The organism is Nocardia sp. CS682, assembly GCF_004634405.1.
GTDB lineage: Bacteria > Actinomycetota > Actinomycetes > Mycobacteriales > Mycobacteriaceae > Nocardia > Nocardia ninae.
Genome location: NZ_CP029710.1, coordinates 7,150,526 through 7,170,535, shown reverse-complemented (window position 1 = coordinate 7,170,535; position 20,010 = coordinate 7,150,526). Strand labels below are relative to the sequence as shown.

17 protein-coding genes and 1 tRNA gene are annotated in these 20,010 nt (G+C 67.2%); 12 read left to right on the top strand and 6 right to left on the bottom strand.

Annotated features, from left to right (window positions below; translation table 11 throughout):
- The first annotated feature begins 21 nt into the window (after window positions 1-21).
- Window positions 22-459 carry a nitroreductase family deazaflavin-dependent oxidoreductase gene (locus DMB37_RS32445; protein ID WP_135235922.1) on the top strand — a complete coding sequence of 146 codons (438 nt, stop codon included), beginning with the start codon at window positions 22-24 and terminating at the stop codon, window positions 457-459.
- A 63-nt stretch (window positions 460-522) separates the two neighbouring features.
- The gene (gene ilvA / locus DMB37_RS32440) at window positions 523-1,878 is read left to right on the top strand and encodes a threonine ammonia-lyase IlvA (RefSeq protein WP_135235921.1); all 1,356 of its coding nucleotides are present in this window, start codon (window positions 523-525) and stop codon (window positions 1,876-1,878) included.
- A gap of 1 nt (window position 1,879) precedes the next feature.
- Here ilvA and DMB37_RS32435 read toward each other — a convergent pair whose 3' ends face one another.
- The 5 genes from DMB37_RS32435 to DMB37_RS32415 form a co-directional block, all read right to left on the bottom strand.
- Window positions 1,880-3,127 carry a serine hydrolase gene (locus tag DMB37_RS32435; RefSeq protein ID WP_135235920.1) on the bottom strand — a complete coding sequence of 416 codons (1,248 nt, stop codon included), beginning with the start codon at window positions 3,125-3,127 and terminating at the stop codon, window positions 1,880-1,882.
- A 127-nt stretch (window positions 3,128-3,254) separates the two neighbouring features.
- Complete coding sequence (gene treZ, locus DMB37_RS32430) at window positions 3,255-4,979, bottom strand: malto-oligosyltrehalose trehalohydrolase (protein WP_135235919.1); 1,725 nt, start codon at window positions 4,977-4,979, stop codon at window positions 3,255-3,257.
- A gap of 233 nt (window positions 4,980-5,212) precedes the next feature.
- On the bottom strand, window positions 5,213-5,830 hold the full coding sequence (locus tag DMB37_RS32425) for a class I SAM-dependent methyltransferase (RefSeq protein ID WP_135235918.1): 618 nt from the start codon (window positions 5,828-5,830) through the stop codon (window positions 5,213-5,215).
- A gap of 144 nt (window positions 5,831-5,974) precedes the next feature.
- Window positions 5,975-6,298, bottom strand: a complete 324-nt coding sequence (locus DMB37_RS32420) for a type II toxin-antitoxin system PemK/MazF family toxin (RefSeq protein WP_370465243.1) — start codon at window positions 6,296-6,298, stop codon at window positions 5,975-5,977.
- Window positions 6,295-6,612 (bottom strand): hypothetical protein, encoded by a 318-nt coding sequence (locus tag DMB37_RS32415; protein ID WP_107661287.1) that lies wholly within the window; start codon window positions 6,610-6,612, stop codon window positions 6,295-6,297. The genes DMB37_RS32420 and DMB37_RS32415 overlap by 4 nt, the downstream gene beginning before the upstream one ends.
- Before the next feature lie 113 nt (window positions 6,613-6,725).
- Between DMB37_RS32415 and DMB37_RS32410 the strand changes: the two genes are divergently transcribed.
- The 3 genes from DMB37_RS32410 to DMB37_RS32400 all read left to right on the top strand — a co-directional run bounded on the left by DMB37_RS32410 (window position 6,726) and on the right by DMB37_RS32400 (window position 9,023).
- Window positions 6,726-7,298 carry a TetR/AcrR family transcriptional regulator gene (locus tag DMB37_RS32410; protein ID WP_135235917.1) on the top strand — a complete coding sequence of 191 codons (573 nt, stop codon included), beginning with the start codon at window positions 6,726-6,728 and terminating at the stop codon, window positions 7,296-7,298.
- Window positions 7,299-7,375: 77 nt separating this feature from the next.
- Window positions 7,376-8,557, top strand: a complete 1,182-nt coding sequence (locus DMB37_RS32405) for a Cmx/CmrA family chloramphenicol efflux MFS transporter (RefSeq protein WP_135235916.1) — start codon at window positions 7,376-7,378, stop codon at window positions 8,555-8,557.
- A gap of 384 nt (window positions 8,558-8,941) precedes the next feature.
- A tRNA-Tyr gene (locus DMB37_RS32400) sits at window positions 8,942-9,023 on the top strand.
- On the opposite strand, the gene dnaE is transcribed toward DMB37_RS32400, so the two are convergent.
- On the bottom strand, window positions 9,024-12,572 hold the full coding sequence (gene dnaE, locus DMB37_RS32395) for a DNA polymerase III subunit alpha (protein ID WP_135235915.1): 3,549 nt from the start codon (window positions 12,570-12,572) through the stop codon (window positions 9,024-9,026).
- 356 nt (window positions 12,573-12,928) lie between these two features.
- Between dnaE and DMB37_RS32390 the strand changes: the two genes are divergently transcribed.
- The 7 genes from DMB37_RS32390 to DMB37_RS32360 all read left to right on the top strand — a co-directional run bounded on the left by DMB37_RS32390 (window position 12,929) and on the right by DMB37_RS32360 (window position 19,962).
- A complete protein-coding gene (locus DMB37_RS32390; protein ID WP_135235914.1) occupies window positions 12,929-13,378 on the top strand; it encodes a hypothetical protein in 450 nt (149 codons plus the stop codon).
- Between the two features lie 83 nt (window positions 13,379-13,461).
- Window positions 13,462-14,661: a sensor histidine kinase gene (locus tag DMB37_RS32385; RefSeq protein ID WP_135235913.1), complete on the top strand. Its 1,200-nt coding sequence runs from the start codon at window positions 13,462-13,464 to the stop codon at window positions 14,659-14,661.
- 186 nt (window positions 14,662-14,847) lie between these two features.
- Window positions 14,848-15,645 carry a LytTR family DNA-binding domain-containing protein gene (locus tag DMB37_RS32380; RefSeq protein ID WP_135235912.1) on the top strand — a complete coding sequence of 266 codons (798 nt, stop codon included), beginning with the start codon at window positions 14,848-14,850 and terminating at the stop codon, window positions 15,643-15,645.
- Entirely contained in the window at window positions 15,642-16,010 is a 369-nt protein-coding gene (locus tag DMB37_RS32375) for a hypothetical protein (protein WP_135235911.1), read from the top strand. The genes DMB37_RS32380 and DMB37_RS32375 overlap by 4 nt, the downstream gene beginning before the upstream one ends.
- An 81-nt stretch (window positions 16,011-16,091) precedes the next feature.
- Window positions 16,092-17,816, top strand: coding sequence for a cation acetate symporter (locus DMB37_RS32370; protein ID WP_206055388.1), 1,725 nt, complete (start codon window positions 16,092-16,094; stop codon window positions 17,814-17,816).
- Window positions 17,817-17,971: 155 nt separating this feature from the next.
- A complete protein-coding gene (locus tag DMB37_RS32365; RefSeq protein WP_135235909.1) occupies window positions 17,972-18,328 on the top strand; it encodes a DUF485 domain-containing protein in 357 nt (118 codons plus the stop codon).
- Window positions 18,325-19,962 carry a cation acetate symporter gene (locus DMB37_RS32360; protein ID WP_135235908.1) on the top strand — a complete coding sequence of 546 codons (1,638 nt, stop codon included), beginning with the start codon at window positions 18,325-18,327 and terminating at the stop codon, window positions 19,960-19,962. The genes DMB37_RS32365 and DMB37_RS32360 overlap by 4 nt, the downstream gene beginning before the upstream one ends.
- The last annotated feature ends 48 nt before the right edge of the window (window positions 19,963-20,010 follow it).

Here is a 20,010-nt window from a genome sequence, read left to right as displayed (position 1 = left end):
GCGCGACTACGATCGATACTTATGCCACTGACAGGAGAATACGAACCGAGCCCGTCCGCCCAGGCACGCCAGCAGGTCGAAACGTATGAGAAGTCCGGCGGCACCAAGGGCACCACGATGCAGGGCAAGCCGGTCATCCTGCTCACCACCAAGGGTGCGAAGTCCGGCAAACTGCGCAAGACCCCGCTCATGCGGGTGGAGCACAACGGCGAGTACGCGGTGGTCGCCTCCCTGGGCGGCGCACCGAAAAATCCAGTCTGGTACTACAACATCAAGGCCGACCCGCACGTCGAACTGCGCGACGGGCCGGTGAACAAGGACTACACCGCGCGCGAGGTCTTCGGTGACGAGCGCCAGCTGTGGTGGGATCGCGCCACCGAGGTCTGGCCCGATTACATCCAGTACACCAAGAAGACGGATCGGACCATCCCCGTCTTCGTGCTGACCCCGCAGGACTGAGTCCGACCGCAGCACCGCCACCCGCCGCACCAGCCCGACGCGGCGGGTGGCAGCATATTTCGGGTGTCCAATCCGCTTGATGTCATCGACGCACTGTCCGCTTCTCGTCCCCCGCTGAGCGCGGACGAGATCGACGCTGCCGCCAAGCGAATTGCCGACATTATCGAGCCGACTCCCCTGCAGCGCAGCGAGCGGCTCTCGCGGCTCACCGGAGCGAACGTCTACCTCAAGCGCGAGGACCTTTCCGCGGTCCGCTCCTACAAGCTGCGCGGCGCCTACAACCTGGTGATGCAGCTGACCACGAGCGAACGCGCAGCCGGTGTCGTCGCGGCCAGCGCCGGCAACCACGCGCAAGGTGTCGCGTTCGCCTGCCATGCGATGGGCATCAAGTGCCGCATCTACGTACCGACCACCACACCGAAGCAGAAGCGCGACCGCATCCGGGTGCACGGTGGTGAATTCGTGCAGCTGATCGCGGTCGGCGAGACCTACGACGCCGCCGCCGCGGCCGCCGCGGCCGATGTCGAGCGCACCGGCGCGACGATGGTGCCGCCGTTCGACGACGCGCGCACCGCGGCCGGGCAGGGCACCATCGCACCGGAAATCCTGGAGCAGCTCGGCACCTCGCCCGACCTGGTGGTTGTGCCGGTGGGCGGCGGTGGCTGCCTAGCCGGCATCGGCACCTACCTGCGGGAACGGTCGCCGCGCACCGCGATCCTCGGCGTGGAACCGGCCGGCGCGGCCTCGATGACCGCCGCGCTGGTCGCGGGCGGGCCGGTGACGCTGCCGGAGATCGACCCGTTCGTCGACGGTGCCGCGGTACGCCGGATCGGCGCGGTGCCCTTCGCGGCGATCGCCGGATTCGGCGGCCGGGTGGTCTCGCACGCCTCGTTGCCGTTACTGACCACCACCGAGTCTCCCAGCGGCGCAAGCTCTTTCCGGATGATGCAGGTCGACGAGGGTGCCATCTGCACCACCATGCTCGACCTGTACCAGAACGAGGGCATCATCGCCGAGCCCGCCGGCGCGCTGGCGGTTACGGCGCTCACCGAGCTCGCGGTGGAACCCGGATCGACGGTGGTGTGCCTGGTCTCCGGCGGCAACAACGATGTGTCGCGCTACGGCGAGATCATCGAGCGCTCGCTGGTGCACCGCGGCCTGAAACACTATTTCCTGGTGGACTTTCCGCAGGAGCCGGGCGCGCTGCGGCGGTTCCTGGACGAGGTGCTCGGGCCCGACGACGACATCACCATGTTCGAGTACGTCAAGCGGAACAACCGCGAAACCGGCTCGGCGCTGGTGGGTATCGAGCTCGGGGCGCCGGAGGGCCTGGGCGCGTTGCTGGAACGAATGGCCGAGTCGCCGATCCAGTGCGAACGGCTGGAGCCGGGCTCCCCGGCCTACCGCTACCTGACCTGACCTACGCCGCTGCCTCGCGCGTCGCCTCCATCGGGACGCGCCGGGTGGCGCGCAGGCAGTTCAGTACCAGCGGCAGCAGCCAGAAGGCGGCGGACTGGTCGTAGGACAGCTGGGCCGCCGAGAGCCGGTTGTGCACGAAGCCGACCGAAAGACCCAGGCGCGGTTCGGCCCAGCCGAACGAGCCACCGAGGCCGATGTGGCCGAAACCGGCGCGGGCGCCCGGCATCGGCAGCGAGTGGTAGCCGAGCCGCCACATCATCGGCGCGTAAAACAAAGCGCTGTCGAGCCGGTAGGTCTGAATACGGCGCACCGCCTTGATGGTTCGCGGGCTCAGGTACGGACGTCCCTCCACCACACCGTCGTTCGCGAGGGCGCCGTACATGGTGGCCAGGGCCGGGGCAGTGCAGACGCCGTTGCCCGCGCCCAGTTCGGTCTGCAGGATCGGCGGATCTTCGCCCTCCAGAATCGTTTCCAGGCCGGGCAGGAACAGGCAGCGCGTCGCGGCACCGAGGGCGCCGGGGATCAGGTGGCTGCGGCCGAGCACCATTGCGCCGACCGGCTTTCCGATCAAACTCAGCTGGGAACCCGCCAATGGTGCGTATGTGGTCTGCGCGGAAGTCGGTGGGGTGCCGAGGTGGATGCCGTCGATACCGAGCGGTTCGGCGACCTCCGTGCGGAACAGGTCCGCCATGCCGCGGCCGGTGATCGCCCGGGCCAGGCCCGCCATCAGCCAGCCGAAGGTGAGCGCGTGGTAGGCCGGAACGCCCAGCAGGCGATCGGGTTTCGCGGCGGCGAGGCGCTGCTCCATCAGTTCGTGATCGAGCACGTCGTGCATGCCGGTGGCGAGCGGGGCGAGGGCGGACAGGCCCGCGCTGTGCGTCATCGCCTGGCGCACGGTGATTTTGCTCTTGCCGTTGGCGCCGAATTCCGGCCAGTACTCGGCGACCGGTGCGGTGTAGTCGATCAGCCCCCGATCGGCGAGCCGGTGGATGACGGTGGCGGTGACGCCCTTCGTCGCGGAGAAGATGATCGACCCGGTGTCCTGCGTCCACGGGGTGCCGCCGCCGGATCCGGTCCAGATGTCGAGCAGTGGCTCACCGTGCAGATGCACCGCCAGCGCGCCACCCGCGCCGCGGCGGTGTCCGAAGGTCCTGGCGAAAGCGCGTACCAGCGGGGCGAATTCGGCGGTGGCGCTGCCACCCATTCCGGGCGGGATCGGCGCTAGATCCCCCGTAGCGTCGTTGCTCATCTTTCTACGGTAATGGCGGCGGTCCCGCCCGGCAACGTGTCTGTCTCGGACAGCGCGGTATCGTGACTTTCCCGCAATCGCATTCGGGGGCCGGTGTGCGAATTTCTACGGCCGCGAGCCGGTTTCGTTATCTGTCCGCGAGGATCGCGAACGAGTGAGCGGGAATTGTTGTCGCCGACGGGCCTTCGGTCGGCGGTTCCCACGACAGCAGCGAGAAACCGGTAACCGGCACGGTGACCTGGTCTTCGGACAGATTGCACACCAGCTTCAGCGCGCCGCGATGCACGACGATCCAGCGGGCGCTCTCGTCGTAGTCGACCGAGGTATGCGACAGCCATGGATCGGTGAGTTCGGGACGCTGCCTGCGCAGGGCGAGCAGCTTGCGGTAGCAGGACAGTAGCCGGAGGTGGCGGGATTCGTCGAGTTCGGCCCAGTCCAGTTTCGAGCGCAGGAACGTCGACGGGTCCTGCGGGTCGGGCACCTCCTCGGCGCTCCAGCCGTGATCGGCGAACTCGGCTTTGCGGCCGTCCGCGGTGGCGGCGGCGATCACCGGGTCGGTGTGCGAGGTGAAGAACTGGAACGGGGTGCGTGCGCCCCATTCCTCCCCCATGAACAGCATGGGTGTGTAGGGCGAGCACAGGACGAGTGCGGCTTTGATCGCCAGTTGGCCGTCGGTCAGGTAGGCACTGGGGCGGTCACCGATGGCGCGGTTGCCGATCTGGTCGTGGTTGCAGGTGTAGGCAAGCAGCGCGGCGGCCGGGGTCACCGCGGTGTCTATCGGGCGGCCGTGGGTGCGGCCGCGGAAACTGGAAAACGTTGCGGCGTGGAAAAATCCGTGCGTCAGCGTATCGGCCAGACAGCGCAGTGAACCGAAATCGGCGTAGTAGCCCTGCCGTTCGCCGGAGACCGCGGTGTGGATCGCGTGGTGCAGGTCGTCGTTCCACTGCCCGGTGAGTCCGTAGCCGCCCGCGGCGCGCGGGGTGATCAGGGTGGGGTCGTTGAGGTCGCTCTCCGCGATCAGGGTGAGCGGCCTGCGCACGTGGGCCGCCAGACGTGTTGTCTTGGTGGCGAGTTCGGCGAGCAGATGATTGGCTGTCCGGTCTACCAATGCGTGTACCGCGTCCAGCCGTAGCGCGTCGATGTGGAAGTCGCGCAACCAGCGCAACGCATTACCGATGATGTGCGCGCGCACCTCGTCCGAGTCGGGTCCGTCGAGGTTGAGGCTCTGCCCCCAGGTGTTGCGACCATCGGTGAGGTAGGGCGCGAACCGCGGCAGATAGTTGCCGGACGGGCCGAGGTGGTTGTAGACGACGTCGAGCGCGACCGCCAAACCCCTGGCATGGCAGGCATCCACGAACCGCTGCAACCCATCCGGCCCGCCGTACGGTTCGTGCACCGCATACCAGAGCACCCCGTCGTAGCCCCAGTTGTGCGGCCCGTCGAACGCATTCACCGGCATCAACTCGACCACGGTGACCCCGAGGTCCACCAGATGATCGAGCCGCTCGATCGCCGAGTCGAACGTCCCTTCCGGCGTGAACGTCCCGACATGCATCTCGTAGTACACCGCGCCCGCCAGCTGTCGCCCGGTCCAGTTCGCATCCGTCCACACCGAGGGATCCAGCCGATGCAACGCCGATCGCCCGTGCACCCCGTCGGGCTGTCGCGGTGACCGCGGATCCGGCAGCACGGTCGGATCTTCGTCGATCAAGAACCCATACCGAGCCCCCTCCGCAGCCGTCACCTCCACCCGCCACCAGCCGCCGGCACACCGGTCCATCGAATGAATCGCGCCATCCAGGTCCAACCGCACCCGCTCCGGCAGCGGCGCCCACACCTCGAACAAGGTCACCAAGCCAGCATTCCACGCCCGCGTGTCCGCTGCCCGAGTGCAACCCGCCACCCGCCGCGCAACCGAGGCTCGAGCGGCGTCGATCCGCCAGGCTCGCACAGGTCAGAGGACCCGCCCCGGGCGCATTGGCTCGACGGCTATGCCGCGCGATGCGCAGCGGTGGTCGCAAGGTGGGCAGCGGTGGTTCCGGCGGCGCTGATCGGCGAGCCGCTGAGGTACTCCCGCTCCGTTGGCTACCGGGAGACGGCTACGCCCAGGGATTGGGCGCCGAGGAAGCGGGGGGCGTCTTCGGCGTAGAAGACGTCGATGTCCTGGATTTCGAAGCCGGCGATTGTCACCAAACTGCGGATGTCGCGGTTCAGGTTGCAGCCGCCGCACAAGGTTTTCTGCACCGGGTTCAGTCGGTTTTGCCACACCTGGACCTTGTGATCAGGAGCGAGGCCGTGCTCGACGAAGTGCAGGGTGCCGCCCGGGGCAAGCACCCGGCGGAGCTCGGCGAGCGCGGTCGCGACATCGGGGATCGTGCACAGCGTCCACGTCGACACCGCGGAGTCGAAGGTGTTGTCCTCGAATGGCAGCGACTGCCCATCCAGCCCCGCCCGCTCGATCGGCACCTTCGACTCGGCTACTCGCTTACCGGCCAACCGCCACCCGAGATCAGCAGGCTCGACCGCACTGACCGCCGCCACCGTCTCCGGGTAGAACGGCACATTCAACCCCGACCCGAACCCGATCTCCACCACCCGACCGGTCAGGCCCGCACACACCCGCTCCCGCAGCGGGTCATTGAACCGCATCCCACAGGCCACATCGACCAGCCGCGGCACAACTCGATCTCCATAGAAGCTCACCAGCCCACTGTCCCAGCCCCAACCCACCCGCGCCACACCTGACCTCGACACCGCCCAACCCCGCCCCACCTGCCCCGAGTCGCCCACGCCCCAGCAGCCCGCACCCGCGCTCCAGTCGCCGCAACCGCGACAGCGCTCACCGCGTCACGGAATGGCGAGCGCCAGCTTCAATGCAGTGTTGACCGCCATGATGGTGGCCGGCGATACCGTGCCGAGCAGCACTGTGAGCTCGTCACGCCGCAATTGCTGCACATCGTCGGTGGCGATATGACCGACGAGCGGGTCGGCGGTCGACAGGGGAACCATGGTCGGCAAGCTTGCGAACTTGTCCGTTGAGGTAATACGAACCGCCAGCACGCGAGACAACTCCCTATTTCTGCGGTTGTTCGAAACGATCAACCACGGTTTGGCACCGTGGCCGATGTCCGCACGATAGATCTGGCCTCGTACCGGAGCACCGATTGTCATCCGGGCATCACCTGATCGACCTCGTCGGCGTACCGGCGCCTCCGCTCTTCGGCTTCTGCCTCGTCGTGGATCTCCGGCCACACTGCGGCGAGCTGCCGATAGCCCTGATCCAGCGCCTCGTCGATCAGCACCTGAGCACCGATCGACATCAATACGCGGATCACAGTCGCTTCGGATGCGTCGGGGGTGAGTTCGTAGCCGAGATGGGCGGCAAGGGATTCGAACAGCAGCCACTCGGCCCCCTTCCGGTCGCTCAGCGTCGCCAAGGTGCGTTCCTCCCGCTCAGTGAGCGTCAGCGTTGTTCGTCTGGTCATGCATCAGATCGTACATCGATATCGATGCACTGACCATCATCAGCTAGTGATGCAACCTTGCGCATCACATATTTTTGAAACGATCAGTGCAAAACTGTGCTAGCGTCGTCCCCATGCCACGACCGAGACAGTTCGACGAGGAGCGGGCAGTGGACGCCGCGATGCGCGCGTTCTGGACCGCCGGCTACGAGGCGACCTCGACCCAGGATCTGTGCGACGCGACCGGACTGGGCCGCAGCAGCATCTACAACACCTTCACCAGCAAGCACGACCTGTTTGAGCGAGCATTGCGCCGCTACATGACGACCAAGAACGCCGCGACCTTCGCACTACTCGACGGTGACGAGCCCGCGAAGGACAAGATGCGAGCACTGCTGTGGCAGGTGGTGGACGCACCGGAGCAAGACCCACTGGGCTGCCTGGTGGTCAATTCGATGATCGAGCTCGCACCGCGCGACCCGGAAGTGGCCGCGGCATTGCGTGCCGATCAGCGCCTACGCCTGGCGGCACTGCGCACCGTGCTCGAAAGCGGCAGGCGCGCAGGCGAAATCGACAAATCCAAGAAGGCCGAAGACCTGGCACACTTCGTCGTCGCCACCATCTCGGGCATGCGAGTGGCCGCCCGCAGCGGCGCGGACCGTACCGCACTGGCAGCCATCGCCACCACCGCACTGAACGCCCTCTGACCCCACGCAATTGGTTGTACAGCGACTTCTCGTGCGCCAATTTTGAACCGAATGATCCAAAACTAGAGAGGTACCCGATGCCCTTCGCCGTCTACATCCTGGGCTTGTCCATTTTCGCCCAGGGCACCTCCGAGCTGATGCTCTCCGGCTTGCTCACCGAGCTGTCCGCCGACCTCGGCGTCACCATTCCGCAAGCCGGACTGCTGATTTCGGCGTTCGCACTGGGCATGCTCGTCGGCGCACCGGTGCTCGCGGTCGCGACGTTGCGCTTGCCGCAGCGCAGTGCTTTGCTCGCGTTCCTGGCGGTGTTCGTCGGCGCCCACGTCGTCGGCGCGCTGACCTCGGACTACTGGGTGCTGTTCGCGACGAGAGCAGTCGGCGCCTTCGTCTACGCCGGATTCTGGTCCGTCGCGGCGACCACCGCCATCGGCCTGGTCCCCGCGAACGCACGCGGCAAAGCGATGAGCATCGTCGCCGGCGGCCTCACCATCGCCACCGTCGTCGGCCTGCCCGCAGGCACCGTGATCGGCCAGCACCTCGGCTGGCGCGCCGCGTTCTGGACGGTCGCGATCATGTCCGCGCTGGCAATGATCGGCGTACTCGCCAAGATCCCCGCAGGCCGCTCGACCACCACACCCGATCTCCGAAAAGAACTGCGCAGCATCACCAATCCCCGCCTGTGGCTGTCCTACAGCACCACCGCACTCGCCACCGCCGCACTGATGGTCAGCTTCGCCTACCTCGGCGCTCTGCTGTCCCACACCACCGGCCTCGCCGACGGCTGGATCCCGCTCGTGCTGGCGGTCTACGGCGTCGGCAGCTTCCTCGGCATCGTCATCGGCGGCCGCACCGCCGACGCCCACCCGATCCGCACCCTCTACGTAGGCATCACCGGCCTGATCCTCACCTCGGTCCTGCTGGCCCTGACCGCCGAGCACCCCGCCCCCGTTGTTGCACTCACTTTCCTACTCGGCGCCTTCGGTTTCGGCACCAACCCCACCCTCAACAGCCGAGTCTTCAACCTCGCACCCCAAGGCCCCGCCCTCGCCCCCGCCTTCAACGTCTCCTCCTTCAACATCGGCATCACCCTCGGCCCCTGGCTGGGCGGCCTGGCCATCGCCGCCGACCTCGGCTACGCCGCCGTCGCCTGGATCGGCGCCGCCATCGGCCTCGCCGCCCTAGCCACAGTCACCTGGGAACAACACCTCACCCTCCGCCCCACCCCAACCCCCACCCCGCACCCCGCACTAGTCCACTAAACCCAACAGCCCCACCCCGTTGCCATCTGCACACCCATTTCGTAAACCGCACACCCGCTATAGCGGGTGTGCGGTTTACACAAACGGTGCGCACCCTCCCAAATGAATCACGCAGCGCCCACCTACCGGCCCGAAAACAGCACCACAGCCAGTCCCCCACTCCCCACCGCCGCTCCCACAACCCAAGCCGTGGAAGAGAAAGCCGGGAACCCACCTCACGCGCCCAGCACTATCCGGGCATCCCACAAAGCGCCAAAACGCAGGGACAGCAGGACCGAAACGTCACTGAGCACAACCGCACAGCTCAACCCCGCCGAAGCCCTCCCGAACGCAACAGTTCCCGAACCACCCACTCGATCCCCCACCGACTCCCATACTGAACCCGGAAGCATGCCTGATCGGAAAAGGGGCCAGCACTGTAACTGGCTGGGCATTGCCCATGCAGGTTCGAATCCTGTCGCTTCCGCTAAACGGCCAAACACCCGGGCCCGAGCAGCGCCTTCAAATCACCCATCAGCGCCGACGACGGCGTAACCCGCAAACTGTCATCGAGCTTCAACAACGTCGTCTTCTCCCGCGCCCCCACATGCCGGACATGGACATCAGCAGTACCGGGATGCCGAGAAAGGATGCGCTTGAATTCGCTGATCTTGTCCGGCGTACACATCCGAGTGGACATCACCACCGCCAGCGGTTTGGCCACACCGATCGAGGACAGGTCCGGCACGGCAAGATCGTTGGCGATCAACGAGATCCGGTCGTCGCGCACCGACACCCGCGCCTTCACCAGCACCACCGCGTCCTCGACGACATCCATGCCGTACACCGAGTACGCCTGCGGGAAGAACAACACCTCGATGCCACCGGCCAGATCTTCCAGCTGCGCCGATGCCCACGCCAGGCCGTTCTTGTTGATCCGCCGGTTCACCGAGGCGAGGATGCCGCCGACGGTCACCTGGGTGCCGTCCTTGATGTCGCCTTCGAGGATCGCCGGGATGTGCGTATCCGATTGTGCCGCAAGGACATGCTCGACGCCGTTGAGCGGATGCCCGGACACGTAGAGGCCCAGCATCTCGCGCTCCAGCGCCAGCTTGTGCTTGGACTCCCACTCGTCGTCGGGCACCTTCACGTTGAACACCGACGACACCGACTCGTCGGCGTCCACCCCGCCGAACAGATCGAACTGCCCGATCGCCTCCGCCTTCTTGGTGGACATCACCGCGTCGATGGCGTCGGAGTGGATCAGCAGCAGCCCCTTGCGCGGGTGCCCGAGCGAGTCGAATCCGCCTGCCTTGATGAGGGATTCGGTGACCTTCTTGGTGCAGGCCACCGCGTCGATCTTGTTCAGATAGTCGGAGAAGTCGGTGAACTTCGACTTCTCCTTGCGGGCGGCGATGATCGAGGACACCACGTTGGCGCCGACGTTGCGCACCGCGCCCAACCCGAACCGGATGTCCTTGCCCACCGAGGCGAAGTTCAACTCGGACTCGTTGACGTCCGGCGGCAGCACCGTGATGCCGAGGCGGCGGCAGTCCGACAGGTAGACCGCGGCCTTGTCCTTGTCGTCACCCACGGAAGTGAGCAGTCCGGCCATGTACTCGCCCGGATAGTTGGCCTTGAGGTAGGCGGTCCAGAACGAGACGAGACCGTAGCCCGCGGCATGCGACTTGTTGAACGCGTACCCGGCGAACGGAAGGATGGTGTCCCACAGCGCTTTCACCGCGGCCTCGGAGAAGCCGTTTGCGGTCATGCCCGCGTGGAAGCCCTTGTACTCGGCCTCCAGCACCTCGAGCTTCTTCTTACCCATGGCCTTACGCAGCGCGTCGGCCTTACCCATCGAGTAGCCGGCGACCTTCTGCGCGATGAACATGATCTGCTCTTGGTAAACGATCAGACCGTAGGTCTCCGAGAGGATGTCCTTGAGCGGTTCCTCGAGCTCGGGGTGGATCGGCGAGATCGGCTGACGGCCGTTCTTGCGGTCGGCGTAGTCGTTGTGCGCGTTCATGCCCATCGGGCCGGGGCGGTACAGCGCGAGCACCGCGACGATGTCGTTGAAGCCGGTCGGCTGCATGCGGCGCAGCAGGTCGCGCATGGGACCACCGTCGAGCTGGAACACACCGAGTGTGTCACCGCGGGACAGCAATTCGTAGGTGGCCGGGTCGTCCAGCGGCAGGGTGTCCAGGTCGAGGTCGATGCCGCGGTTGGCCTTGATGTTCTCCATCGCGTCACCGATGACGGTGAGGTTGCGCAGGCCGAGGAAGTCCATCTTCAGCAGGCCGATGGCCTCACACGACGGGTAGTCCCAGCCGGTGATGATGGCACCGTCCTGGGCCCGCTTCCAGACCGGGATGGTGTCGGTGAGCGGCTCCGAGGACATGATCACCGCGCAGGCGTGCACACCCGCGTTGCGGATCAGGCCTTCCAGTCCGCGGGCCGTCTCATAGATCTTCGCGACATCGGGGTTGCTGCCGATGAGTTCGCGGACCTCGGCGGCTTCCTTGTACCGCTCGTGGTCGGGGTCCATGATGCCGGACACCGAGATGTCCTTGGCCATGATCGGCGGCGGCAGCGCCTTCGAGATCTGGTCGGCGATGGCGAAACCCGGCTGACCGAACAGCACCCGCGCCGAGTCCTTGATCGCCGCTTTGGTTTTGATGGTGCCGAAGGTGATCACCTGGGCCACCCGGTCGCTGCCCCACTTCTCGGTGGCGTAGCGGACCATCTCACCGCGACGGCGATCGTCGAAGTCGATATCGATATCGGGCGCGGACGGACGCTCCGGGTTCAGGAACCGCTCGAACAGCAGGCCGTGCGGGATCGGGTCGATATTGGTGATGCCCAGCGCGTAGGCGACCAGCGAACCGGCCGCCGAACCACGGCCGGGGCCGACCCGGATGCCGACCTCTTTCGCGTGCGAGACGAGGTCACCGACGACGAGGAAGTAGGCGGGGAACCCCTTCTGCTTGATGACGTCGAGCTCGAAGTAGGCGCGGGTGAAGTACTCGTCGGGCACCCCGTCGGGGAACCGGCGCGCGAGTCCGCGCTCGACTTCCTTGCGCAGGAACGAATTCTGGTCCTCGCCGTCGGGCACCGGGAACACCGGCATCCGGTCGCGGAACTCCCAGACGTCGTCGTAGGACTGCACCCGCTCGCCGATGGCCACGGTGTTGTCGCAGGCGCCGGGCACCTCCGAGTCCCACAGCTCGCGCATCTCCTCGGCGGACTTCAGGTAGTAGCCGTCACCGTCGAACTTGAACCGAGTCGGGTCACTGAGCGTCTTGCCGGTCTGAATACACAGCAGCGCTTCGTGATTGGTCGACTGATCCTTGGTGACGTAGTGGCAGTCGTTGGTCGCGATCGGCGGGATGCCGAGTTTCTTGCCGATCTCCAGCAGTCCCTCGCGGACCCGCCGTTCGATGGACAGCCCGTGGTCCATGATCTCCAGGAAGAAGTTCTCCTTGCCGAAGATCTCCTGCCACTTCGCCGCCGCCTCCAGGGCTTCGCGATCGTGGCCGAGGCGCAACCGGGTCTGCACCTCACCCGAGGGGCAGCCGGTGGTCGCGATGATGCCCTCGGCGTACTGGGCGATGATCTCCTCGTCCATCCGCGCCCACTTGCCGAGCTGACCCTCCAGCGACGCCAGCGACGACAGCTTGAACAGGTTGCGCAACCCTGTCGCGTTCTCGGCGACCATCGTCATGTGCGTGTAGGCGCCGGAACCGGAGACGTCGTCGCCCTTCTGGCTCGGATCGCCCCACAGCACGCGCTTGGTGTCGAACCGGGAGGCGGGCGCGATGTAGGCCTCGATCCCGATGATCGGCTTGATGTCGGCCTTCTTCGCCGAGTTATAGAACTCGGAGGCGCCGTACATATTGCCGTGGTCGGTCATCCCGACCGCGTTCATTCCCAGCCGTTTCGCCTCCGCGAACAGGGGTGAAATTTTGGCCGCACCATCGAGCATGGAGTACTCGGTGTGGTTGTGCAGGTGAACGAACGATCCGGACGAGGCGGCCAAGACGGTCCTTCCTCCCAAGGTCTCGACGGGGGTTGGCTGGACCGATTCTAGGGGTCCCCACCGACTGGTTCGGACAGGCGCGCGGCGCCATCGTTGGTGTTCGGCGTGTCGGTGGCAAAGATCACCGGCGCGTCTCGCCGACCTACCGTACTTGCGTCCGAATTCCGCTAGCAGGGGCGGGTCGAGGTTTCCCGCACGCGCGAAATTCGGCCCGATCCAATCGGTGTCGAGTGCTCTCGCCCGCAACCCGGCTGCCCCCAGAATCGATGGCAACCCACCGCGGTTACGCCCCTCGAAAGCGGGCACAGCCACAGCACATTCAACAGACACGAGTGTGCCAACCCATCGAGGTACTGATGAAGTCGCTCAACGCACTGTTCGCCATTCCCGCTGTTCCCGCCGCCGCGGCGGCCGTCATGGTTGCCACTGCCGCCCCTGCCGCGGCTCAGATCGTCGACCCGTTCGAGAGTTTCTACTCGCTGACGCAGGGGCTGTGCGTCGCGCAGGTGAGCTCCTCGGTCGTCAGCAACGCCTACCCGGAGCACGCGGGCTTCACCGTGGCGACCACCATGTACGGCGTCGGCGGTTGCAGCCTGCCGCTCACGCTGAACTGGCGCAACGTGGACACCGGTGAGACGGGCACGTTCACGGTGACCGCGCAGGGCCCCGGATATTGGAGCAACAGCGGCCGTTCCGCGCTGTTCCGCCCGGGCACCGGCAAGTTCACCGCCACGCTGACGGTCGGCGCGGCGCACATTCCGGAGCCGGGCACGGGCGAGTTCCGGGTCGACCGCTACGAGGGTTGAGCCGACCTCCGACCTGCACTTGCCTTCGAACGCCATAATCACCGGATGAACGCGCTGCCGGTGTGCCGGTTTCCGGGGCCACGATGACGACCACCGTCGTCGCCCTCGTCGTCTCGGCGGCGCTGATCGCCGGTGCGCTGGTGATCTGGCCCCGAACCCGCCGGGTGGTGACCACACCCGCGGAGCGCGCGGTGCACTCCGCGCTGCACACCGCCTCCCTCGCCGCGATTCCGTTGCGGCGCGGGCTCACCGAACAGTCGGCGCAGGAGTCCGCGCCGCACCTGCGGATGCTCACCGGCGCCGAGGCGCTCGGCGTGGCCGACCCGGACGGCACGCTGCTCGCCTGGGACGGCCCACATGCCGAACTGGCCGAGCATTTCACCGATGCGGCCAAGCGTGCGGTCGCTGGGGAACGACCGGTGCTGGTCGCCGGACCCGGCAGCGGCGAACACGCGGGCCGCACGCTCATCGCGCAACCGCTGCTGATCGACAGCACCGGGGTGGCCGGGGCAATCGGCGTGGTCACGACCGGCCAACCCGGGCCCGGTTGGCTCGGTGCGGTCGCCGAGGTGGCCCGGTACGCCTGCGGCCAGCTCGAATTGGCCGAACTCGACGCCTCCCGGGCCCGGCTGGACCGCGCCGAAGTGCGCGCGTTGCGGGCTCAGATCAGCCCGCACTTCATCTACAACGCGCTCAACACCATCGCCTCGTTCGTGCGCACCGACCCGGACCGGGCTCGCGAACTGATCCTCGAATTCGCCGACTTCACCCGCTACTCGTTCCGCGCCGCAGGCGAATTCACCGTGCTGGCCGACGAGCTGCGCAATATCGAGCGCTACCTCGCCCTCGAACGCGCCCGCTTCGGCGACGCGCTCGACGTGCGCTTGCAGATCGCACCGGAGGTCCTCGGCGTCGTGCTGCCCTTCCTCGCCCTGCAACCCCTCGTGGAGAACGCGGTCCGGCACGGCCTCGCGGGCGGCACCCGCGGCGGCACCGTGAGCATCACCGCCACCGACGCGGGCACCGACTGCCTGATCAGCGTCGAGGACGACGGTGTCGGCATGGATCCGGAGCTGCTGCGCTCCGGCGCCCTCGATGCCATCGAAACCGGGAGTGGTCCAGCGGGTTCCGGCGAGTCGGCGCACGTCGGCCTGTCCAATGTGGACGATCGCCTGCGCGCCGCCTTCGGCAACGACTACGGGCTCATCGTCGAAACCGCACCCGGCGCGGGCACCAAGGTCTCCCTGCGCGTGCCCAAGTTCCGGGCGGGAATCCAAGCGTGACCCCCAACGCACCTCTGCACGGACAGCGGCCCGCATGACGAATCGTTTGAATCCCCAGCGCTCGCGGGAGTCGCACACGGTTGTGGCAAACAGCAAGAAGCCCCGCCATGGTGCGACCGTGCCGAAACCCTGGTGCGGTGGGGATCGGGCCGAGCGTCGGCACCGATTGCTTACGATGGAGCGGTTGTGACCCGGACCACCGATAGAGGGGCCGGTACCTTGCGCGTGCTGGCCGTCGACGATGAAAAGCCTGCTCTGGACGAGCTGGTGTATCTGTTGCGCGCCCAGCCCGGCGTCGGCGATATCCACGACGCGGCCGACGCGACCACCGCGCTGCGGATGTTGCGCGCCCACGCGGTCGACGCGGTGTTCCTGGATATCAACATGCCCGGTCTGGACGGAATGGAGCTGGCCGGCATCCTGTCGGAGTTCGCGAACCCGCCCGCGGTCGTCTTCGTGACCGCGCACGACGACCGGGCGGTGGCCGCCTTCGATCTCGGTGCCGTCGACTACCTGCTCAAACCGTTGCGCGAGGAGCGGCTCGCCGAGGCGGTGCGCCGGATCGCCGCGACCCGAGGCACCCCGGCACCCGTCGCCGACGAACCCAGGGCCGATCCGAGCGAGGTCATCCCGGTCGAGCTCGGTGGCGTGACCACGCTGGTGCCCCGGTCGAGCGTCAGCTGGGTGGAGGCGGACGGCGACTACGCGCGCCTGCACACCAGCGCCGGTTCACACCTGGTGCGGATTCCGTTGTCCGCGTTGGAGTCCCGGTGGCAGGACGCGGGATTCCTGCGGGTGCACCGGTCCTACCTGGTCGCGCTCCGGCTGGTGACCGGCCTGCGCACGGTCGGCACCGGGACGGTGGTGTGCCTGCGCGCCGACGGCAATGCCGGCGCGGTGGAGCTGCCGGTCAGCCGCCGACAGGTGCGCGAGCTGAAACAGCGTCTGGTGCACGGCCCCCGGCAGCAGTGGACCGGCCAATGACCGGACCGCAGCACCGGCCGACCCGGCAGCGCGTTGTGCTGTCCGAGCGTCGCGGCGCGCGCCGAGTGCGCACCCGAGTGGAGGTGGCCGAGCAGACCGAGATCGGTGAGGCACTGATCGGCGGCCTGATCCGGGCCCAGCTCGGGCTCGCGCTGCGGCTCGGCTTGGTCATCATTGTCGTATTGTGCGCGCTCCCTGTGCTTTTCGGGATCGGCTCGATCGGCTCGACCGTGGTGTTCGGCATGCGCCTGCCCTGGCTGCTGCTCGGCGTCGCGGTCTACCCGCTGCTGTACCTGGCCGGGCGGTTGTACGTCCGCCTCGCAGAACGCAACGAACAGGACTTCCTCGACCTGGCCGAGGACTGACATGAGCAGCCATCCGGCAGACGGAGTCCGGGCCGATCGGACGGGGGTGCGGTGACGGCGGGGTCCGTGCCGGTGCTGACGATGCTGGCGCTGATCTTCGCCGCCCTCGCCACCGTCGCGATCGGCGCCTACGGAGTTCGCCTGGCGCGCACCACCTCCGACTTCCTCGTCGCCTCCCGCAGCGTCCGGTCCGGCTGGAACGCGGCGGCCATCTCCGGTGAATACCTCTCGGCCGCTTCCTTTCTCGGCGTCGCCGGACTGATCGCCAAGTACGGCGCGGACGCGCTGTGGTACCCGGTGGGTTTCACCGCCGGATACCTGTCGCTGCTGCTGTTCGTCGCGGCACCCTTGCGACGGTCAGGTGCCTACACGGTGCCCGACTTCGCCGAATTCCGTTTGGGCTCGGTCCGACTGCGCAGGCTGGCCGCGCTCGTCGTGGTGCTCGTGTGTGCGGTGTACCTGATCCCGCAGTTCCAGGGCGCCGGGTTGACCTTGCACACGCTGCTCGGCGTGCCCGACTGGGTGGGCGCGGCGGCGGTGGGCTCGATCGTGATAGCGAACGTCGCGGGCGGCGGCATGCGGTCGATCACGCTGGTGCAGGCGTTCCAGTACTGGCTGAAGTTGACCGCGGTGGCGATTCCGGCGCTGGTGCTGCTCGGTCATTTCTTCGCCGCGGACCAGCAGCTCGGTGCGCCCGCTCCCCCGGTGGTCACCGAGCGCACGGTGGTCGACGTGCGCACCGCCGTGGTGGTGCAGGTCGCTGCGCCGCAACAGGTTTCGATCATCGGGACGCTCGACGACCGGCCAGTGGGTGGCCAGGTGCTGCTGGCCCCTGGCGCGCACAAACTGTCGGCGGGAACCGAATTGGTACTGGAGGCCGGAGCCGCAGTGCCGGTGGTAGCCGGTGCGCCCGCGAACGGCGCCGAATGGCTGGAGCCGGGCGGCGGCTTCGGCGGCACTCATCCGACGTACCAGGTCTATTCGTTGATCATCGCGACCTTCCTGGGCACCATGGGCTTGCCGCACGTGCTGGTGCGCTTCTATACCAATCCGGACGGACGGGCCGCGCGAGCGACCGCGCTGGCGGTGATCGGGCTCGTCGGCCTGTTCTATCTATTCCCCGTGCTGCTAGGGGTTTTCGCGCGGCTGTACGTGCCACAGCTGCTGATCACCGGCACCTCCGACGCCGCCGTCGTGCTGCTGCCCGGCTCGGTGGTCGCCGGGCTACCAGGACAATTGCTGGCCGCACTGGTCGCGGCGGGTGCGATCGCGGCGTTCCTGTCCACCTCGTCGGGCTTGCTGGTGAGCATCGCGGGCGTGCTGAGCACCGACATGCTGCGCGGGCGAATCCGCGACTTCCGGGCCGCCGCGGTGGTCGCAGGCGCTGTGCCGCTTGCCCTTTCGCTCACGGTGGCCTCGCTGGACCTGTCGCGCACGGTCGGTCTCGCGTTCGCGGTGGCCGCCTCGACGCTGTGCCCGCTGCTGGTGCTCGGCATCTGGTGGCGCGGCCTCACCGCGGCGGGTGCGGCGGCCGGGCTGATCGCCGGCGGACTGGCCGCCGGTGGGGCGACGGTGGTTTCGGTGACCGGCGGGCTGTCCGACGAGGTAGCGGGCGGCTGGCCTGCCGCACTGCTCGGCTATCCCGCGGCGATCAGTGTCCCGCTGGCGTTTGCGGCGATGATGCTGGTCAGCAAGGTGACTCGGGGGCCGGGCCCGCGCCGGGTCGGCCACATCTTCGTGCGCATGCACGCCCCCGAGCGGCTCGGCATGGGCGCCGACCGCGAGCGCAGCCTGCGCTCGAACTGAGCCGGCGCGCCTGCCCGACCGTTCGTCGCATCGGAGCAACCGTTCACCGCACAATCGGCCGCCTTCCCGGAGTGACCCAGGCCACATCATTCTTTCCTCATGAAGGCCTGGCTACGGTGCTGAACAAGTAAGCCATGTCACAAGCTAGGACGACCATGACAAGTACAGAACTCGACGGCAGCGCCCCCCGGCGCACGCCGAGTGCAGACGAATTCGTCGAAGTACAAGCCAGCCCGGACTTTCAAGAGTTACGAAACCGACTGCGCCGCTTCGTATTTCCGATGACCGCCCTGTTCCTGGTGTGGTACCTCAGCTACGTGCTGCTCGGCGCGTATGCGCACGACTTCATGGCGACGAAGGTCTTCGGCAACATCAACGTCGGATTGCTGCTCGGCCTCGGGCAATTCGTCTCCACCTTCGCCATCACCGCGCTCTACGTCCGGTTCGCCAACCGGGAACTGGATCCGCGCGCGGCGGCCATCCGCAACCAGCTCGAGGGGGGCCACGCGTGAGTCACGTCAGCACCTACGCCGCCGCTGCCACCATCGGCAACCCGGTCGCCAACATCGCGATCTTCGGCGTCTTCGTCGCGATCACCATGGTCGTCGTCATCCGGGCCAGCCGCAGCAATGCCACCGCCGCCGACTTCTTCACCGGCGGCCGCGGCTTCTCCGGACCGCAGAACGGTATTGCCATCGCGGGCGACTACCTTTCCGCCGCAAGCTTTCTCGGTATCGCGGGCGCCATCGCGGTGTACGGCTACGACGGATTCCTGTACTCGATCGGGTTCCTCGTCGCCTGGCTCGTCGCCCTGCTGCTGGTCGCCGAGATGCTCAGGAACACCGGCAAATTCACCATGGCCGACGTGCTGAGCTTCCGGCTCAAGCAGGGCCCGGTGCGTACCGCCGCGGCGTTGACCACCCTGGCGGTGTCGCTGTTCTATCTGCTCGCGCAGATGGCCGGCGCCGGTGGCCTGGTGGCGCTGCTGCTCGACATCTCCGACAAGACCGGCCAGGCCGTCGTCATCGCCGTGGTCGGCGTGCTGATGATCGTGTACGTGCTGGTCGGTGGCATGAAGGGCACCACCTGGGTGCAGATCATCAAGGCCGTACTGCTGATCGCCGGCGCCGGGCTGATGACGGTCATGGTGTTCGCCAAGTTCGGCTTCAACCTGTCCGACATTCTCGGTTCGGCGCAGCAGCACGTGTCCGAGTCGACGAACAAGGGTGTGGCCGCCCGTGACGTGCTCGCGCCCGGCGCGCAGTACGGCGGCAGCGCCACCTCGAAGATCAACTTCCTGTCTCTCGGTCTGGCGCTGGTGCTCGGCACCGCGGGTCTCCCGCACGTGCTGATGCGCTTCTACACCGTGCCGACCGCGAAGGAGGCGCGCCGGTCAGTTGTGTGGGCAATCGGTCTGATCGGCGCGTTCTACCTGTTCACCCTGGTGCTCGGCTACGGCGCCGCCGCGATCGTCGGCCCGGACCGGATCCTGGCCGCGGCGGGCGGGCAGAACTCCGCGGCGCCGCTGCTGGCGTTCGAACTCGGCGGCGTGATCCTGCTCGGCATCATCTCCGCGGTCGCGTTCGCCACCATCCTCGCGGTGGTCGCGGGCCTCACCATCACCGCGGCGACCTCGTTCGCGCACGACATCTACGCCGGAGTCATCAAGCACGGCAAGATCGATGACGACAAGCAGGTGCGGGTCTCCCGGATCACGGCCGTGGTCATCGGCGTGCTCGCGATCGGCCTCGGCATCCTCGCCAACGGCCAGAACATCGCGTTCCTGGTGGCGCTGGCGTTCGCGGTGGCCGCGGCGGCGAACCTGCCGACCATCCTGTACTCGCTGTTCTGGAAGCGGTTCAACACCACCGGCGCACTGTTCAGCATGTACGGCGGCTTGATCTCCACCATCGTGCTGATCGTGTTCTCCCCCGCGGTGTCGGGCACGAAGACCTCGATGCTGTCCAACTTCGATTTCGACTACTTCCCGCTGTCCAATCCCGGAATCGTCTCCATCCCCTTGGCTTTCGTGCTCGGCGTCATCGGGACCTTCCTCGGCAAGGCCGACGAGAACCCCGCCAAGGCGGCCGAGATGGAGGTCCGCTCGCTCACCGGCGTCGGCGCCGAAAGGGCGGTGGTGCACTGACCCCTGTCGAATAGTCGTTGTCCCCCTTGTGCTCTCGTTAGGAGATAT